General features: G+C 33.4%; 15 protein-coding genes. 13 read left to right on the top strand and 2 right to left on the bottom strand.

Annotation, left to right across the window (positions count from 1 at the left end):
- Positions 1 to 11 precede the first annotated feature (11 nt).
- The 13 genes from C1Y58_RS04255 (at position 12) to C1Y58_RS04195 (ending at position 17,209) form a co-directional block, all read left to right on the top strand.
- Entirely contained in the window at positions 12 to 2,249 is a 2,238-nt protein-coding gene (locus C1Y58_RS04255) for a glycoside hydrolase family 3 C-terminal domain-containing protein (RefSeq protein WP_105614733.1), read from the top strand.
- 119 nt (positions 2,250 to 2,368) lie between these two features.
- Entirely contained in the window at positions 2,369 to 3,292 is a 924-nt protein-coding gene (locus C1Y58_RS04250; RefSeq protein ID WP_242985339.1) for a carbohydrate kinase family protein, read from the top strand.
- A 58-nt stretch (positions 3,293 to 3,350) separates the two neighbouring features.
- Entirely contained in the window at positions 3,351 to 4,382 is a 1,032-nt protein-coding gene (locus C1Y58_RS04245) for a TIM barrel protein (RefSeq protein WP_105614731.1), read from the top strand.
- Positions 4,383 to 4,478: 96 nt separating this feature from the next.
- Positions 4,479 to 5,396 (top strand): AraC family transcriptional regulator, encoded by a 918-nt coding sequence (locus C1Y58_RS04240; RefSeq protein ID WP_170311513.1) that lies wholly within the window; start codon positions 4,479 to 4,481, stop codon positions 5,394 to 5,396.
- Positions 5,397 to 5,517: 121 nt separating this feature from the next.
- Complete coding sequence (locus C1Y58_RS04235) at positions 5,518 to 6,366, top strand: ketose-bisphosphate aldolase (protein WP_105614729.1); 849 nt, start codon at positions 5,518 to 5,520, stop codon at positions 6,364 to 6,366.
- 494 nt (positions 6,367 to 6,860) lie between these two features.
- Positions 6,861 to 7,622 (top strand): hypothetical protein, encoded by a 762-nt coding sequence (locus C1Y58_RS04230; RefSeq protein ID WP_105614728.1) that lies wholly within the window; start codon positions 6,861 to 6,863, stop codon positions 7,620 to 7,622.
- Positions 7,623 to 7,948: 326 nt separating this feature from the next.
- Positions 7,949 to 8,722: a hypothetical protein gene (locus C1Y58_RS04225; RefSeq protein ID WP_105614727.1), complete on the top strand. Its 774-nt coding sequence runs from the start codon at positions 7,949 to 7,951 to the stop codon at positions 8,720 to 8,722.
- 192 nt (positions 8,723 to 8,914) lie between these two features.
- Complete coding sequence (locus tag C1Y58_RS04220) at positions 8,915 to 9,685, top strand: hypothetical protein (RefSeq protein ID WP_105614726.1); 771 nt, start codon at positions 8,915 to 8,917, stop codon at positions 9,683 to 9,685.
- 560 nt (positions 9,686 to 10,245) lie between these two features.
- Positions 10,246 to 11,670 (top strand): WG repeat-containing protein, encoded by a 1,425-nt coding sequence (locus C1Y58_RS04215; protein ID WP_170311512.1) that lies wholly within the window; start codon positions 10,246 to 10,248, stop codon positions 11,668 to 11,670.
- Positions 11,671 to 12,161: 491 nt separating this feature from the next.
- Complete coding sequence (locus C1Y58_RS04210) at positions 12,162 to 12,371, top strand: hypothetical protein (protein ID WP_105614724.1); 210 nt, start codon at positions 12,162 to 12,164, stop codon at positions 12,369 to 12,371.
- Positions 12,372 to 12,692: 321 nt separating this feature from the next.
- Positions 12,693 to 13,679 carry an HNH endonuclease gene (locus C1Y58_RS04205; RefSeq protein WP_105614723.1) on the top strand — a complete coding sequence of 329 codons (987 nt, stop codon included), beginning with the start codon at positions 12,693 to 12,695 and terminating at the stop codon, positions 13,677 to 13,679.
- A 196-nt stretch (positions 13,680 to 13,875) separates the two neighbouring features.
- Positions 13,876 to 14,277, top strand: a complete 402-nt coding sequence (locus C1Y58_RS04200; protein WP_105614722.1) for a (deoxy)nucleoside triphosphate pyrophosphohydrolase — start codon at positions 13,876 to 13,878, stop codon at positions 14,275 to 14,277.
- Positions 14,278 to 14,290: 13 nt separating this feature from the next.
- On the top strand, positions 14,291 to 17,209 hold the full coding sequence (locus tag C1Y58_RS04195; protein WP_105614721.1) for a DEAD/DEAH box helicase: 2,919 nt from the start codon (positions 14,291 to 14,293) through the stop codon (positions 17,207 to 17,209).
- Positions 17,210 to 17,302: 93 nt separating this feature from the next.
- Here the strand turns inward: C1Y58_RS04195 and C1Y58_RS04190 are convergent, their stop codons facing one another.
- Positions 17,303 to 17,614 (bottom strand): DUF2958 domain-containing protein, encoded by a 312-nt coding sequence (locus C1Y58_RS04190; RefSeq protein ID WP_105614720.1) that lies wholly within the window; start codon positions 17,612 to 17,614, stop codon positions 17,303 to 17,305.
- Positions 17,615 to 18,052: 438 nt separating this feature from the next.
- Positions 18,053 to 19,012, bottom strand: a complete 960-nt coding sequence (locus C1Y58_RS04185; RefSeq protein ID WP_105614719.1) for a tRNA dihydrouridine synthase — start codon at positions 19,010 to 19,012, stop codon at positions 18,053 to 18,055.
- Between the last annotated feature and the right edge of the window lie 127 nt (positions 19,013 to 19,139).

Below are 19,139 nucleotides of genomic sequence, written 5' to 3'. Positions count from 1 at the left end.
GTATAGAGAATATGAAAGAAAGAATTGAACAACTCATTGCAGAATTAACATTAGAAGAAAAAGCTTCCCTATGTTCAGGTCAAGATTTCTGGACAACACAACCTATAGAACGATTAGGTATTCCATCTGTGATGGTAACAGATGGTCCACATGGATTAAGAAAGCAAGCAGGAGATGCGGATCATCTTGGTTTTAATGAATCAGTTCCAGCAACATGCTTTCCTTCAGGTGCGGGGCTAGCATCTTCATGGGATAGGGAGTTGATCGAAGAAGTCGGTGTTGCGTTAGGAATAGAAACACAAACAGAAGATGTTGCCGTTTTATTAGGACCTGGTGTCAACATAAAACGTTCTCCACTATGCGGAAGAAACTTTGAGTACTTCTCAGAAGATCCTTACCTATCTTCACAGATGGCAAAGCATCATATATTAGGTGTACAAAGTCAAGGCGTTGGTACATCCATCAAACACTTTGCAGCTAATAATCAAGAGTTCAAAAGAATGTGCGTTGACACAATTGTGGATGAAAGAACTTTAAGAGAAATCTACTTAGCTAGTTTTGAGACGGCTATAAAAGAAGCAGAACCTTGGACTGTGATGTGTGCCTATAACCAGCTTAATGGTGAGTTCTGTGCAGACAATCGTAACTTGTTAACTGAAATCCTAAGAGATGAATGGGGATATGAAGGTTTAGTGGTATCCGATTGGGGTGCTGAAAATAATCGTATTGAAGGTATCAAAGCAGGAATGGACTTAGAAATGCCTGGCAATGGTGGTCGTAATGATGCCAAGATTATTCAAGCCGTTAAAGATGGAAGATTAGATGAAGAAGATTTAAATAAAGTAGTACGAAGAGTAATTGAATTAGCACTAAAAGGTACTGAGAATGCAAAAGAGATGACTTTCAATAAAGAAGAACATGATGCCTTTGCACGTCAAGTAGCTGGTGAATGCATGGTGCTCTTAAAGAACGACCAAGAGTTATTGCCATTAAAGAAAGAGCAAAAAGTAGCAGTCATTGGCGAGCTAGCAAAAAATCCACGATATCAAGGTGGTGGAAGTTCTCATATCAACCCAACATTTTTACACAATACTTGGGATGAAATAAAGGATATGGGGGATGTTAGCTATAGTCAAGGATATGAGTTACTATCTGATGATATAAATAAGGATTTAGAATCTGATGCCATTCAATTAGCCAAAGAAAATGATGTAGTGGTGATCTTTGCAGGTCTACCTGAGCGTTATGAATCAGAAGGTTACGACAGAAAACATTTAAGGATACCCGATAATCAAGTACATTTAATAGAAGAACTTTATAAAGCTAATCAAAAAGTAGTTGTAGTATTATCTAACGGTGGAGCTATTGAAATGCCATGGATTAACAGTACTGAAGCTATCTTAGAAGGTTATCTAGGTGGTCAAGCAAGTGGCGGTGCAGTTGTAGACGTTCTATATGGAAAAGTAAATCCATCTGGTAAACTTGCTGAAACCTTCCCAATGCAATTAGAAGATAACCCAAGCGAACTCTTCTCAACAGAAGCTAATCAAGTTACTTATCATGAAGGCATATTCGTAGGCTATCGTTATTATGATGCTAAGAAAATGAAGCCATTATTCCCATTTGGTCATGGCTTAAGCTATACAAACTTTGAATTCAAAGGCATCCAAGTAGACAGAAAAGAAATGAAAGATACTGACGAGGTTACTGTAAAGGTAAGTGTGGAGAATACAGGTAAAGTAACTGGTAAAGAAGTTATACAGCTTTATGTAAGGGATATAGAGTCTACTTTGAAAAGACCAATCAAAGAACTTAAAGAGTTTGCAAAAGTGGAATTAGCACCAGGTGAAGAAAAAGAGGTGACCTTTGTTCTAGGAAAACGAGCTTTTGCATATTATAACGTGGCTATCAAAGACTGGCATGTAGAAACTGGAGACTTTGAAATCCTCGTAGGAACTTCATCTGTAGAGTTACCTTTAAGTACAACAATCAAAGTAGAATCCACTGTGAAAGTAAAGAAAGTTTATACCATGAATTCTTCACTAGATGATCTTATGGAACATCCAATAGGAGCAACTGTTGTACAACAAGTTGTAGCAGGTATGAAAGAAGCCTTTGAATCCACTGGTCTATTCGATGCAGAAGGAGCCAAAGAAATGACCTCATCCTTTACCTTAAGAACAATGTTAATGTTTGGTGGTATGACAGAAGAGCAGATAGAGCAGTTAGTTGAGCAGTTGAATGCATAATTGTTGGGTAAGATTATTAGCAATATTGTCATAATATGATGACAACACTTCCAAAGATTTGGAGGTGTTTTTTTTTTATACTGTATTTAGAGAGAAGAGGAGGTGAGAACTTGAGTAGAGTGTGTTGCGTAGGTATAGCTGTAGCTGATGTAGTGGTAAAACCAATCCGAGTAATACCAGAACCGGGAAAGCTCGAATTGATAGATAGTGTAACGATGCATACAGGCGGCTGTGCAGTAAATGTAGCAATCGATTTAGCACAATTAGGTGTAAATGCAACTATTTGCTCATTGGTTGGAGAAGATGCATTTGGTGATTTTCTAGTTAGTAAATTAAAAGAAGTTGGTGTGCGTGTTGAGGGGATTAAAACTCAAAGTAAAGTAGCAACATCATCTTCAATAGTATTAAGTCAAGAAAATGGTGAAAGAAGTTTTTTACACAATATTGGAGCTAATGGGATTTTTGGAAAGTCAGATATTGATTGGGATACTATAAAGGAAAGTGACATAATTTTCGTAGCAGGATCTTTATTAATGACAAAATTTGATGGTCAAGAAACAGTTGAATTCTTAAAAAAAGTAAAATCTATGAACAAAACAACTCTTCTAGACACTGCATGGGATTCCACAGGGGCATGGTTTGAAAAAATTGAAGGATGTTTGCAATATGTTGATTATTTTATGCCAAGTTATGAAGAAGCAGTTATGTTGAGTGGATTTAAAAAACTTGAGGATATTGTAGACTTATTTAAATCTAAGGGGTCAAAAAATGTAATTATTAAATGTGGTAGTGATGGTTGTTATGCAAATTGTAACAATAAGGTGTTTGAGTATCCAATTTTTAAAGTTGATGTCGTAGACACCAATGGTGCGGGTGACTCGTTTGTGGCTGGCTTTATAACTGGGTTATGTGAAGATATGAGTATTGAGGAGTCATTAGAATTTGCTTTAGCAGTTGGAAGCTTTTGTGTTAGGTCAGTAGGCGCTTCAACGGGTATTGAGCATAAAACAAAAGTAAAGCAATTTATAGCCAATTACAGATAAAACTTAATTATCTAAAAGAACGAAGTGTTTAAATATAATATAAAAACAGGAGGAAAATATGAGTCAATTTAAGTTTTCAGTAGGTCCATGGAATGTACATGAAGGAGGAGATGCTTTCGGTCCAACAGTAAGAGATAGCATTTCTTTTGAGGAAAAAATTAAAAGATTTTCAGAATTGGGTTTTAGTGCTATTCAATTCCATGATGATGATGCAGTACCAAATATGAATGAATTAACAGAAGATGAGATAAAAGCAGAAGCCAGAAAAGTAAAAGCTTTATTAGATAAGTATAGTTTAAAAGCAGAATTTGTTGCACCTAGGTTGTGGGAAGATGATCATACACATGATGGTGGATATACATCTATGAGCCAGGTAGACCGAGATTTTGCTATGTGGAGATCGTATAGATCAATTGATATTGCTAAAGAATTGGACTGTGACAAAATAGTGCTATGGTTAGCTAGAGAAGGTACACTATGCTATGAGAGTAAAGACCCAGTAGTAGGTGTTAATCACTTAGTTGATTCAATCAACAAAATGCTTGATTATGACGATAACATTAAGGTTTTAATTGAACCAAAACCAAACGAGCCCATCGATAGAAGTTTCTGTCCAACAATAGGTCATGTAATGGGTATTTCTTCAAGAACGAATGATCCTAGCAGAGTTGGTGGTTTATTAGAAAGTGCACATGCTATACTTGCAGGTATTGATCCAGCAAATGAAATGGCATTTGCATTATCTTTTGATAAACTTTGGGGTGTTCACCTAAATGATCAAAATGGAATGAAATATGATCAAGATAAGTCATTTGGATCAGAAAACTTGCGACAAGCCTTTAATCAAGTTAGAGTGCTTGTGGAAAACGACTTTGGTAAGAATGGTGAGTATGTTGGTCTTGATGTTAAAGCAATGAGAACACAAAAAATTGAAGATTGTTATAGACATTTAGAGAACAGTATGAGAGTTGTTAGGCTTATGGAAGAGAAAGTTAAGCAATTTGATTATGAACTTCAAAAGAAGTATATTGAAGAAAGAAACTATGAAGCTTTAGAAATGTATGTAATTGAATTACTATTAGGTTTGTAGATCATAAATTGCTGATGAAGCAAAGAAATGATATAATATTAAGTAAAAATGACTGGTTTTAAACAGTCATTTTTCTTAATATGTGGGGGACAACTAATGCAATATGAATATGAGATTATAAAACATTTCGAAGGATTACCGTTTAAAGCCTTTATCGTAAATATTGGTTTTAGAGAATACCATTGGCATTCAGAATTAGAGATTTTGTGGGTACTGAAAGGATCAGTGATTTTACAATTAGATATTGGTGATCGAATTTTACAAGAAGGTGAAATTTTTATACTAAATACTAATGATGTTCATTGTTTGAAGGAGACAAATGAAGAAAACTTAATTTTAGCACTTCAAATAAATGAAGATATTGTGAGTAAATATTTTAAACGATTATCTCAAATTCAATTTAATATCAAGGATATCGGTGTGAATCATGAATTATCTGTTCGTATGAAACGTAAGATGGCATCTATCATGATTGCTGTATTTAAAGGGGATTCACACGAACTTATGAAATCTGTAGGATATCTAAATCTACTCATGTCGGATATGTTTAATGAACTTCCATATCAAATACTAGATAAAAATCAGAAGAAGTTAAAAGATATCGATTTAGAAAGAGTCCAGAGAATCATCTCATATGTTTATATGAACTATAGCACAAAAATTACATTACAGGATTTAGCGGATCATGAATACTTGAGCCGATACAGAATGTCACATTTTATAAAAGAAAAATTGGGAATTAATTTTCAAAACTTCCTTAATAAAATTAGAATGGAAAAGGCCATTAATCTTATTCTAAAAACAGACGAAAATATATTGGCGATATCAGAAAAATGTGGATTCTCGGATATAAAGTATTTGAATAAATTATTAAAAGAAGAATATTCTCTCACAGCAACTGGTATCAGAAAGAATGCTTTAAATAAAAAATATCAATTATTCCATATTGTAGATTCAAAACACAAAACTTTCGATAGGAAAGAAGCAATTGATTTGCTTAACAATTACATCTAATTTCTTAATTCTGATTAGCAATATTGTCATATAATAATGACTGCATAGTCAAGGATTAGGATTTTTTTTTGGAGTATTGTATAGAGTAAGTAGAAATAATCGAAAATTTAAGGAGATAAATATGCCATTAGTAAATATGAGTACAATATTAAAACATGCTGATGAAAATGGATATGGAGTAGGAGCTTTTAATACTTTAAGTATTGATGCTGTTAAAGGTGCTATTAGAGCTGCGGAAGAGTTGAATTCACCAATTATACTGCAATTAGCACAAGTTCAGCTTAAACAATCTCCACTTGAGCTTTTAGGTCCAGCTATGATTGAAGCTGCAAGAAATTCTAAAGTACCTGTTGCTGTTCATTTTGATCATGGAGAAGATTTAGATCACATTAGACAAGCATTAGAAATTGGTTTTTCATCAGTGATGTTTGATGGAGCTTCGCTTAGTCTAGAAGAAAATATAAGAATATCCATTGAAGCAAAACGATTAGCAGATATGTATGATGCAACTTGTGAGGCTGAACTTGGACGAGTGGGTGGCAGTGAAGATGGCAATGAAGCTATTGCAATGATGTCAACTGATGTTGATGCTGTTAGAAGGTTTGTTGAATCTACTAATATAGACGCTCTAGCTGTTGCAATTGGTAATGCACATGGTCCCTATCTAGATAAACCTAATTTACAATTTAGTAGATTAGCTGAAATTGATAATGCGACTTCAGTGCCATTAGTATTACATGGTGGCTCAGGCATATCAAAAGATGATTTTAGGAAAACAATTAAAATTGGAATACAGAAAATAAACGTTGCGACAGCAATCCAGCAGCAAATTGTTGGTGATGTCGTTGATATGGTTGTTAATTTAGATAATAAACTAACCTATACTGTTATGTATGACTTAATTGAAAATGCAGTTTATAAAAGTGTAAAAGAACATTTAATTACTTTTATGAGTAATTGTAGACTATAAGGAAATTAGATGATGAATAAAGGTAGTGTAGCAATGTTGGCAGCTCTAAGAAATTTTGAAGTTCAAGAGTAGATATCCAGAGATTGAAGAGGATGAAATACTATTAAGGTTGAGAATCTGGAGAATGTGGTACAGATGCTTATGAATTTAAAATTGTAGGACATGATCTATAACTGGAACATGAAAAAGAACTGACAAGGCGAAATGATTTTTAAAGAGTGCTTTGAACAGTATATAAAATTAAAGCATTTAGATAGTATAAGAGAATACTAAAAATCCACGACAATCCTAGAAGAGTCGTGGATTTTTAGTTACTTCTTTTTCTCTATTCCTATGTAATTATCATAAAATACAGGCATATTTGTACTAGTTTATCCTTATTTGCAACTGCCTTGTCACTAACTATAAAATCTTTTTTGCATAGACAGCTCATTGCACTAATAGAATTGTACAAGCATATATTATACTAAGTGATAATGGGATGAGGTGATTTTATGTCGTATAAAGATAAACAGAAAACTGATAATATATGTGAACGTGAATGCGAATGTACTATCAATGGTACGGTAGATGTTGGTGGTAGTTTTAACATTGAATGTGGAGAATGCTTAAAAATTTTCGAGAGTGATGAACCGGTTGAAATTTGGTTGAGTGTATCAAAGAGCACTACCTCAAATGACTGTGATATACTCGTATGCGTTGAATTACAGAATGAAGAGAATTTGGTGTTTGAAATTCCTAAGAATGATACATTTAACGTAAGCAATGAAATTATTGCTACTTCTAAACAAGTTCGAAAAGTAACGATAGAATGTATAAGTAATAACTTGGATGGAGGAACTTGTAATGGATTTTGGTCTATAGTCCCCATATTAAGAGGTTCTGAAAAATACCGTAAATGTGAATGTCCAGTAGAAACTTTCTTAAGAGGGAGTTCATCTTTCGCGATAAATGGTGGCCAAAGTCAGACAATATTACAGAGTGCTGAACCTTCTGAACTTTTAATGGAGATAGATTTAGATGCAAACACTGACGAATGCCTTTTGACTATTATTGTAGAACTAGATAATTGCTCTTGCTTAAAATTCCTTGTTCAAGGACCAACGTCAGGACAATCTAATGATATAGCTTTCTACAGCAAAAATGTTAAGAAGGTTACTCTCGAATGCCTTACCTTAACGAGCTGTAGAGGTGTTTGGACTAGCTTTGCATTATATAGAGGTAAGGAACTACTTAACTTTAATGCTCAATTTTAGCGAATTAGAGATAGGATACATCATATTCTATAGTAAACTGCATCCTGTCAAATAGACATCTAAAACAATAAAGAATTTTATAACAGCTTATGGCCTAGTTCAACAGGTCCGTAGCTGTTTAGTTTTTGTTGTAATCTATCGTTATCTCATCTAACTATTATCATGTAATGCTGCAGAACGGAATACAGACATATTTGCACCAGTTTAGCCTAATTTGTAATTGTCTTGTCACTAACAATAAGATATTTCTGGCATAGCCAGTCCATTGCACCAACAGAAATGTACAAGCATATATTATATTAAGTGATAATAGATGAGGTGATTTTATGTCGTATAAAGATAGACACAAATCTGATAATATATGTGAACGTGAATGCGAATGTACAGTCAATAGTACGATAGAGGCTCGTGGTAGTTTTAACTTAGAATGTGGAGAATGCTCAAAAATTTTCGAGAGCGATGAACCAGTTGAAATTTGGTTGAGTGTATCAAAGGATACTAGCTCAAATGACTGCGATATACTTGTATGTATTGAATTACAAAATGGAGAAAGTTTAGTATTTGAAATTCCTAAGAATGATACATTTGGCGCAGCTAATGAAATTATTGCCACTGCTAAACAAGCTCGAAAAGTAACGATAGAATGTAAAAGTGATAACTTGGATGGAGGAACTTGTACTGGATTTTGGGCTATAGCCCCCATCTTAAGAGGCTCTGAAAAATACCATAAATGTGAATGTCCTGTAGAAACCTTTTTAAGAGGGAATTCATCATTCGCCATAAATGGTGGCCAAAGTCAGGTAATATTCCAGAGTGGTGAACCTTCTGAACTCTTAATGGAGATAGATTTAGAGCCAAGTGCAGACGAATGCCTTTTGACTATTACTGTAGAATTAGATAATTGTTCTTGCTTAAAGTTCCTTGTCAAAGGACCAACTTCAGGACAATCTAATGATGTGGGGTTTTATAGCAAAAATGTAAGGAAGGTTACTGTTGAATGCCTTACTTTAACCAGCTGTAGAGGTAATTGGCTTAACTATGTGTTTTATAGAGGTAAAGAACTAATATTTGACATTAGTAATCAATTTTTAACAAATTAGAAGTAGGATACATCATCATTTGAATTGCACCCTGTTAAGTAGATACCTATGACAATAAAAAGTTTTAAACAGCTAATACCCTAAACTCAACAAGGTTGCAGCTGTTTAGTTTTTGTTGTTCAGCCAGCCCATTGCACCAACAGAATTGTACAAGCATATATTATACTAAGCGATAATGGATGAGGTGATTTTATGTCGTATAAAGATAGACACAAATCTGATAATATATGTGAACGTGAATGCGAATGTACAGTCAATAGTACGAGAGGGACTGGTGGTAGTTTTAACTTAGAATGTGGAGAATGCTTAAAAATTTTCGAGAGCGATGAACCATTTGAAATTTGGTTGAGTGTTGCAAAGTCTACTTCCTCAGATGACTGCGATATACTTGTATGTGTTGAATTACAAAATGAAGAGAATTTGGAGTTTGAAATTCCTAAGAATGATACATTTAGCGTAAGTAATGAAATTATTGCTATTGCTAAACAAGCTCGAAAAGTAACGATAGAATGTAAAAGTGATAACTTGGATGGAGGAACTTGTTTTGGATTTTGGAATGTAGTACCCGTTTTAAGAGGATCAGAAAAATATCGTAAATGTGAATGTCCTGTAGAAACCTCTTTTAGAGAGAGTTCATCATTCGCCATAAATGGTGGCCAAAGTCAGGTAATATTCCAGAGTGCCCAACCTTCTGAACTTTTAATGGATATAGATTTAGAGCCAAGTACTGACGAATGCCTCTTGACTATTATTGTAGAACTTGATAATTGCTCTTGCTTAAAATTCCTTGTCAAAGGACCAACTTCTGGACTATCTAATGATGTAGGGTTTTATAGTAAAAATGTAAGGAAGGTTACTATTGAATGCCTTACTTTAACCAGCTGTAGAGGTAATTGGCTTAATACTGTATTTTATAGAGGTAAAGAACTACTATTTAACTTTAATAGTAATGGTCCAGAATAAAAATAGAGGTAGATACATCAATGCATAAATAACATCATCTATTCCCTTATGGACAATGCTGATATTTGGTGGAATGAATGTGGAACAGATAGAACAGCTAGTTAAGCAATTGGATGCATGATGCAATTTATAAAGAGTATATAATTAAACATTTAGTGAGGGTATAGAGAATAATTAAAAATCCACGACAATTCTTTAGGAAAGTCGTGGATTTTTATTGTTGACGTAACTCAATTTATCGATTTATTAATAACCTCATCTATAGATTATGGCAATAAGGGTTATGATCCTATATACGGTCACGGGATTATCAATATTGAAAATATACTCAAAGAGCTAAGGTAAATAAATACAACATCTATATGTACCTCAATGGTCGGATCATATTAATTTTTTACTCCCAGAATAAGGTGAATTCTTGTTACTCAGACCTTTTTATAGTATACTATACTATAATCGTATATTATTGGAAAAGAAGGTAATGTGGTCGAAAATGCCTTATTATGACGACTGCTGGAGCAGCAGCATCTTTGATCAATTACAGAAAGGAGTTACAAATTATGAGAAGAATTATTTCGATGTTGATTTTAGTTACATTAATTCTAGGTACAATACCTGTATATGCGGATTCTATTGAGAATTTCGTCGGCGATTATGCCATCTTTGAAAAAGACGGTAAATATGGCATTGTGGATAAAGACGGTAATATAACTGTTGAACCTGAGTGGGAGGCTGTGTATTTTAAGTCATTGGAGTTGGCGACCATGAAGGGTAGCAAGGGACTAGGGTTATTAGAAGTAGCAACAGGAAGGGTGATTATTCAACCTAAGTGGAATAGTATAATGGGTTTTATAACTGAGAAATGGATTCCTATAACAGATGGTACCTACATATACATATATGATATAACAACTGGAAAACAGGTTTCATCTTCAGAATTTCCCTTGGGGGCGTACGTAATGCCTGCATACGCCATACCATATGTTAGGATGGAGGATGGTTCAAAAATCTACACTCTTAGTGGTGGAAAAACAATAACTTTAGAATCAAACTATGTGCTCGAGGGATTCGCAAATGGAGTAGGTACGATTGTTGTGAATGATAAATATGGTCTCATTGATATAACTAGTAATGTAATTGTAGAACCTCAGTGGGATTATATTGACGACATCATTGATGGGATAGCTTTAGCAAAGAAGGATGATAAAACTTTCGTCATAGATATAACCGGCAAGGTGCTTTTTGAATCTCAGTGGGATTATATTGGCGATTTTCATGAGGGAATAGCTGTTATATCAAAGGATGGTAAATATGGTCTTATTGATAGTACTGGTAAGATAATTTCAGAACCACAATGGGATCAGATAGACCGGAATTATATGGCTTATGAGATGCCGAGTATTGTGAGGAAAGGTGACTACTATGGTTACATAAATACGATGACAGGTGAGGTAATTATAGACCAGCTCGACTATGCTCGTGATTTCTCAGATGGAATAGGTGTTGCATTGAAAGATGATAAAAAGTTCTACATCGATATGAATGGTCAGGTACCTTTTGAGTCTCCATGGGTAGGAGGCAGTTTTGAAAAAGGGGTAAGTACTGTAATTACAGATGACGGGGTAGGATTTATTGATATAACAGGTAAGGTAATTTCAGAACCTCAGTGGGATGGGACATATGGTTTCTACGAGGGACTGGCAGCTGTAAGGTATGGCGAGAAATGGGGTTACATGGATTGGTATGAATGGCGAGAGGCTAATCCAAACAGCATTCCCCCAGGTGCTCCTAGCCCAGGAGAACCTATTCAGGTTTTAGAAGTGGAAGGTAAATGGGGCTTCATTGACATGAATGGTAATTTGATTACAGAGATAGAATATGATGATGTAGAGAACTTTCACAATGGACGGGCTATTGTAATAAAAGATGGTATATGGGGTTTCATTGATACAACCGGTAAGCTGATATTTCAGCTTAGTAAGTAAAGGACTTAATAAATATCATTGATCGCTTAGGTAAATACTCCTAGGCGTTTTTTTATGAAAAGGAGGATTTATGAGATTATGAATTGTTATTCAGTAATTTACAAGTTAATAACTAAGAATAATAGTATTTTAGTAAACAAAACATTAGTCAATGCTGTTACTTAAATATATATGATAATTAAAGTTGTATCTTATAGATTAATTTAATCAAGATAGTTGCTTTAATATAAAATCCATCACGACCCTATTAGGAGAGTTGTGGATTTTTATTACTTCAATTAACCAAAGAACTGATCATATTTAAGCTATGTTCACCTGATTTTTACAAATGCTTGGAAGGCTTATTTCATGAGGATTAAGCCATTTTACTGAAGTGATCACAGTGTAAATTATGGTAAGTTCAAATTAACTAAAAAATGGGAAAAAGGAGCAATGCAAATGGATAAAATTAACATTCTATTAGGGCTGAAATTTCAATATGACAAAGAAAGATGATTTTTGTAAAACCAACTCCATCAAGAAGAACAACACATACAGATGTGATTGTTGTAAAAGATGAAATCAGCTTTGAAGAGTTTCAAAAGATCACAAGTGATTATGAAGCTAGAATCAAGTATCATAGGTCCAAAAAGATTCATATTATAAATATAAGTCTTACCTTTTATAATACAATTGAAGGTAAGGCTTTTTTAAATACATAAAAAATCCCATTAATCAAAACTAGACACATCATATATATAATGGTTTAATATAGTTAATGCAATTAATACCTATATTTTAATGTTTTCTCCTAGAAAGGATAACTCCTTGGTAGGTATCTAAAGTTTCTGAAGAGACTCTAGACATATATTCAGTTCTACTGGTAATAGAAGTAGACAATTAAGGATTAAGAGAAATATTAATAATGATATGGATAAATATATTACGACTAATTGGTGAAATTTTAAAATAATAAAGGAAGGATATTAGTAGTAAGTAAGATGAATTGTCTAAAGAATACAATCAATTGAAGAGGAGACGAAATGAATAGTACTTTTTTGAGCAGTTGGTACGATATTTTAAGAAATTGTAATTATGATAATACATATAAAATGGCATGGGCAAAAGCAATAGTTGAAATAGCACTTGAAGCTGACTATAGTAATATTTGTGAAACGTACGAAATATCATTGGAAGCGATTGCCCATAAGGTTATAAAATATTATTGGAATCAAATAATCTTTTTTAACCTTATTCAAGGGAGTAATCCATTAAGACCACCTAAGATTCTCACTCTCACGAAGGTGCTTATAGATAAGTATCAGTCACTAGAAACAAAACAACCGATAAGATTTGAAAAAATACAACATGTATTAGTTAATGACATAGCCTTAAATAAGCACTTTCGAAGTACTATAAAGAAAATAACTACAGTCTTAAAAGCTGATGTGAGTTACAGGTTTTTAAACCTAGGTGGGAAGAAACTTGAAGATATATATCAATATGAGAAAGGTGATGCTAGTTTATTTATTCAAGCAAAAGATTTAAAAACACTAAAGGATAATGCTCTGCAGATATTTGATACAATTAACTACAGATGGTCGCTGATTCTGGAGACATTTAATAGTACTCCAAGAATATGTAAGAAGGTACGAATTATAGACGATGTTAAAATAAGAAGAAAACCATTAAATCAATATATGAAGTATCTTGATATGTATAATCCAAATCATATTTGCTTTATATGTGATACGAAAATTGAAAAGGGATTATTGTCTATAGACCATGTTATACCATGGTCATATTTATATTCAGATGATTTGTGGAATTTGGTATACGCTCATAGAGGGTGCAATTCTATGAAAAACAATATTATCCCAAATGAGAACTCTATAAGAAAATTAGAAGAACGGAATAAGGAGTTATTACAAACTTTTACCAATCATAAAAGGAATAAAGTTGTTCAGGAGCTTCAACTGGCAGTAGATAATAATTATGTTCAGAAGTTTTGGATAGCATGTCAAAGTTAGTAAAATTGGAGAAAAAGTATAGCTACATATAATAAATGAGTTAGAGATTCTGATGAAAAATATAATTAAAGAAAGATTTTAAGGATAGTCGTTTTTGTATTATTTAATATGTGACATCATCATTGAGAGGACCATTTAGAACAGGATCTATTATATTTATCAAATATCTGCTAAAATAGTTATGAGGTGATACGAAATGAAAAAGAAAATAAAGGTGGTTTGTGCAATAATTGAAAACCCTCATACAGAAATTCTTTGTGCACTTCGTTCTTTGCAGATGCCACTACCAAATACATGGGAATTTCCTGGCGGTAAAGTTGAAGAAGGAGAAAATCTTCAACAAGCTATTGAAAGAGAAATCAAAGAAGAGCTGGATTGTACCATTGAAGCCTTCAATATTTACAATGAGCATACCCACGAATATGACAATTTTATAGTAAACTTAATAGCTATCAAATGTAAAATTACATCTGGTACGCCTATCGCCAAAGAGCATGCTACTCTTCTCTGGTTAAAACGAGAACATCTCACTTCTCTAAATTGGGCACCAGCAGATGTTCCATTTATTGAACATCTAAAAAGTGAAGTAAAAGATTAGTAGGTGATAAAAGATGAACATTAATACGACTGCTGCTCCATTGAGCATTAAAGAAGAAATCTTGATATCTGCAAAAAATAGTTTAATTGATAATACTGTAGAAGGAAATTTAGCACTCAATCCCCGTCTACTCATAAATGACTATAAACATGGCAGTAAAGTTCTTAGCCATATTATCTCTGAACTTGAGAATTGTAAGCATTTTAGAATTTCTGTGGCATTTATTACAAATAGCGGTCTTACCCCCATTCTTCAAACATTAAAAGAATTAGAAGAAAAAGGTGTAAAAGGACAAATCTTAACAACAGATTATCTGAGTTTTAGTGAACCTACTGCTTTAAAACGTTTATTATCCTTTACCAACTTAAATGTGAAAATGTATGACCGAGATGCTTTTCATACAAAAGGCTATATATTTGAACATGAAGATTGTTATAAAATTATAATAGGTAGCTCTAACCTCACTCAAACTGCCTTAACAAAAAATAAAGAATGGAATGTACGTATCTCATCTTTAGAAGAAGGTGCATTAACCGAGGAAGTTATTCAAGACTTCCAACTCATGTGGGAAGATTCCAAGGAATTAACGATGGAGTGGATTAATGCTTATGAAAAAATCTACCTTCAACAACGTGAGTATGTTAGGAAAAGTAAAGTACCTTCGCTTTCACAGTACAAACTTAAACCTAATAAAATGCAAGTAGAAGCCATTGCCTGCCTTGGTAAAATGCGGACTCAAGGAAAGAGTAAAGCCTTGTTAATTTCAGCAACTGGTACTGGTAAAACCTACTTATCCGCTTTTGATCTTAGAAATGTCAATCCTTCCAGAGCGTTGTTCATTGTCCATCGTGAACAAATTGCTAAGCAAGCAATAGAAAGTTATAAAAATGTTTTTGGAGACACCAAATCCATGGGCTTATTGACCGGGAATTCAAAAGATATTCACAAAGAATTTATATTTTCAACGATTCAGTCTTTATGTAAAGAAAATACTCTCTCTCTCTTTGATAAATTGCAATTTGATTATATTATTATTGATGAAGTACATAAGGCAGGAGCAAAAAGTTATCATAAAATTATTGATTACTTTCAGCCAAAGTTTTTACTTGGCATGACAGCGACTCCTGAAAGAAACGACGATTTTAATATCTTTGAACTGTTTGATTATAACATTGCATATGAGATAAGACTACAACAAGCACTTGAAGAAGATCTTCTTTGTCCATTTCATTATTTTGGAATCCAAGATGTATACGTTAACGGAAAGGTCATAGACGAACATACTGCATTTAAATACCTTGTTGAAAACCACCGGGTTTCTCATATAATTGATAAAGCTCATTTCTATGGATATTCCGGCAATCGCGTAAAAGGATTGGTTTTTTGCAGTAATACAGCAGAAGCAAAAGAACTCTCACATAAATTTAATGAACGAGGATTTAAGACACTTGCATTAACAGGGGATCATAGCCAAGATGATCGTAAAGAGGCAATAAGACGTCTTGAACAAGATGAGACTAACAACTCTTTGGATTATATTTTTACCGTAGATATTTTCAATGAAGGTGTGGACATACCGAGCGTTAATCAAGTTATCATGCTAAGAGCTACTAAATCGGCTATCATATTTGTTCAACAACTGGGACGTGGTCTGAGAAAACATCCCTGTAAGGATTACGTTGTTATTATTGATTTTGTTGGAAATTATGATAATAACTTTTTGATTCCAGTAGCACTTTCGGGTGATAGAACATTTAACAAGGATAACTATAGAAGATATGTAGTGGAAGGTAATCGGGTTATCCCGGGATGTTCCACCATTAATTTTGATAAAGTATCAAAAAGAAGAATTTTTAATTCCTTGGATAAAGTAAAGTTTAACCAAATTAAATTTATAAAGGAAAATTACATAAAATTAAAAGATAAATTAGGTCACATACCTGAACTTAGTGATTTTGATAGCTATGAATCCATTGATCCTTTAAGAATTTTTGAAAACAAGAGTCTAGGGTCGTACCATATGTTTCTAAAAAAGTACGAGAAAGATTATGACTTGACTTTTTCGGAATGTCAAGAATTATTCATGGAATTCATTTGTCGTAAACTGGCATCAGGGAAACGTATCCACGAGTTATACTTAATTAAGCTCATTATGGAAAATGATTATCATGCTCTCTCACGATTAGAGAAAGTCATGAAAGATAACTATAATATTGATTTCACAGAACACACAAAAACCTCAATCGTAAATGTTCTTACTAATGAGTTCCCCTCAGGAACGGGAAAACAGACTTTTGAAAAATGCCTTTTTATTACTAATGACGGTGATGACTATTGCATTTCACCTATCTTTAAGGAGTTGTTACGTGATCCTTACTTTGCTACTCACGTAAAGAAACTCATTACTTTTGGTATCAATCGTTATGAACGAGATTATTCTCATAGACATAATAATACGAATTTCGTACTCTATAAAAAATACACCTATGAAGATGTCTGTCGACTATTAGAATGGGAAAAGTGTGAAGTCGCTACGAATATCGGTGGTTATAAATATCATAAAAAAACGAAAACATATCCAGTTTTTATTAATTACCATAAAGAAGATGATATTAGTTCCACAATTAATTATGAAGATAGGTTCTTATCACCTTCTCAACTGATTGCTATTTCTAAGTCGGGAAGAACAAAAACTTCACCAGATGTTGTTCAAGCATACAATGCACAAGAAGATCAGGTAAACATGCTATTATTTGTTCGAAAAAACAAAGATGATAAAGTTTCAAAGGAATTTTATTACTTAGGAAGAATAAACACTGTTGGTGAGCCGGAGGAATTTACAATGGCTAATACAAGTAAAAACGCTGTTGAAATCACTTATCGGCTTCACACGCCTATACGAGATGATATCTATCATTATATTATTCATTAGTAATTCAGATGCCAAGAAAAGTTGCTCCTAAAATTTCAATGTAGGGGCAATTTTTTTTATATATAATTTTTGCTAAATTGCGTTTTGAGAATACTATTTTATTATTTGTGCCAAAGGGGTTGGCTTAAAATGATAATCGCGCCTTACTCGAGTACACTTTTCATTAATGCTGTTCAAATCACTTAAGGAAAAATAGCCTAATTCATTGACCAATCCTTCGACATAACCATAAAACATATAATCACCATCTCCCTGCTTCTCAGCTTCTAGCACATACCATGTCCAATAACTAAGTTCGTCAAAGAACTTGAGATAGGCAGTAGGGGGTTCATGACCGTCCTGGGAAAATAACTTTGGAACATTGTTCTGCGCGGCTATTTTATCACTGAATAATTGTTCTTCCATCTGTTTACCTCCTATTATCTTTTGAATAACATCTTAGACACATTTCACTTGTAGTGCATTCTCAAGGACATAAACGTAAAAGTAGGGAATAATCTAACAGAAGTTATTGTAGAATCTTAGAAAAATATTATAAGAGTATTATAAGAAGTGGTTAATATCTGAATGGTGATTTGCTACCTTCTTTTAGTATACCATACAACTCTTATCTAGCTAACATATTTTTAGAATCGTTTAGCATAAGTCTACCTTGTGATTAAGTACTTCACCTGTAATCTTGATTAATTCAGGTTATACCATCTAATGATGATTACAATCTACTAATAAGTTGAAGTTATTATAGGTTATTTAACATTACAATATACCAATAACTATGATAGAGGATAAGCAATAAATGCTTATCCAACTGATTTATGATGTGATGATAATAGAGTATTCATCTTAAAGTGATTTTCTCCATGTAATCGTTGAATCAAAAACTCGATCAACAACATCTAAATAACCCTTCTTTGTTTTACACTTCTTAAACTTCTTGAAAAGCTTCCCACTGGAATCAAGATGTATGGAAAGATAAATCCAGAATTCTTTCATTTTATCACATAGGTGTTTATCGCCTGAAAGTATGGATTCATAATAGTTAAAAACAGAATCATGAAACTCTTTTATTTTTTCTATTTCATTCTTTTCGTAGACACCATTATTTTTAATGATGGATGGTAAGAAAGGATCTCTAAGAGCACCACGACCTAACATGAAATTATCGATGGATGGGAATTGGTTACTGATCTTCTTGAAGTCATCATAAGTAAAGATATCTCCATTATAAGTGACCTTATGATTGCAGGCGGCATACAGCTTTTCAAATCCTTCGAGATTAACGGTTCCTTCATACTTTTGATCACCTGTACGTCCATGGATAATGACACCCTTCAGAGGATAGTCGTTGAGTAGTTCTATTACCTCCATGCCTTCTTCAAGATCATGCAAGCCTAATCGCATTTTTACACTTACTTGATAAGAATCATCTAAACAAGCTTCATCCAGAACGGCTTTGATCATATCTGGATAGGGCATGATACCAGACCCCTTTTTCTTTTTTGTCACTGTTGGGTAAGGGCAACCAATGTTCCAATTGATCTCGTTATAACCCATCTTGGCAATGGTTGAAGCAAAAAATCGAAAATCAGCTCCATTATTACCAAGGAGTTGAGGTACTACCGTAAGCGTATCATCATTGACACTTGGCAATACATCTTTAAAAAGTGAGGAGTTGGTTTTCCTCATACTGGTAGTCGTGATAAAGGGTGCATAATAGGCATCTATTCCACCGAAAAGATCGGCATATATATTTCTATAATAAGCAATAGTTAAACCCTGTATAGGTGCCAAAAAAAGTTTCATAATAATTCTTCTCCATTTCTCTAAACAATCACTACCCCTTATTAAAACATATTCGAGATAAATAATAAAGGGGAAAATAGAGTAAGCAGGAAATATGAATTAGTTTACAGATGTAAACATATTTAAG

This window comes from Vallitalea okinawensis, assembly GCF_002964605.1.
Lineage (GTDB): Bacteria > Bacillota > Clostridia > Lachnospirales > PQDH01 > Vallitalea_A > Vallitalea_A okinawensis.
This window is presented reverse-complemented; position numbering and strand designations above follow the sequence as displayed.

Bases quoted from the DNA above. Each gene is read 5' to 3' on its own strand.
- C1Y58_RS04220 (WP_105614726.1), top strand. From the start codon at position 8,915: ATGTCGTATAAAGATAGACACAAATCTGATAATATATGTGAACGTGAA.
- C1Y58_RS04205 (WP_105614723.1), top strand. From the start codon at position 12,693: ATGAATAGTACTTTTTTGAGCAGTTGGTACGATATTTTAAGAAATTGT.
- C1Y58_RS04185 (WP_105614719.1), bottom strand. From the start codon at position 19,012: ATGAAACTTTTTTTGGCACCTATACAGGGTTTAACTATTGCTTATTAT.
- C1Y58_RS04245 (WP_105614731.1), top strand. From the start codon at position 3,351: ATGAGTCAATTTAAGTTTTCAGTAGGTCCATGGAATGTACATGAAGGA.
- C1Y58_RS04210 (WP_105614724.1), top strand. From the start codon at position 12,162: ATGATTTTTGTAAAACCAACTCCATCAAGAAGAACAACACATACAGAT.
- C1Y58_RS04200 (WP_105614722.1), top strand. From the start codon at position 13,876: ATGAAAAAGAAAATAAAGGTGGTTTGTGCAATAATTGAAAACCCTCAT.
- C1Y58_RS04190 (WP_105614720.1), bottom strand. From the start codon at position 17,614: ATGGAAGAACAATTATTCAGTGATAAAATAGCCGCGCAGAACAATGTT.
- C1Y58_RS04225 (WP_105614727.1), top strand. From the start codon at position 7,949: ATGTCGTATAAAGATAGACACAAATCTGATAATATATGTGAACGTGAA.
- C1Y58_RS04215 (WP_170311512.1), top strand. From the start codon at position 10,246: ATGAGAAGAATTATTTCGATGTTGATTTTAGTTACATTAATTCTAGGT.
- C1Y58_RS04195 (WP_105614721.1), top strand. From the start codon at position 14,291: ATGAACATTAATACGACTGCTGCTCCATTGAGCATTAAAGAAGAAATC.
- C1Y58_RS04235 (WP_105614729.1), top strand. From the start codon at position 5,518: ATGCCATTAGTAAATATGAGTACAATATTAAAACATGCTGATGAAAAT.
- C1Y58_RS04255 (WP_105614733.1), top strand. From the start codon at position 12: ATGAAAGAAAGAATTGAACAACTCATTGCAGAATTAACATTAGAAGAA.
- C1Y58_RS04230 (WP_105614728.1), top strand. From the start codon at position 6,861: ATGTCGTATAAAGATAAACAGAAAACTGATAATATATGTGAACGTGAA.
- C1Y58_RS04240 (WP_170311513.1), top strand. From the start codon at position 4,479: ATGCAATATGAATATGAGATTATAAAACATTTCGAAGGATTACCGTTT.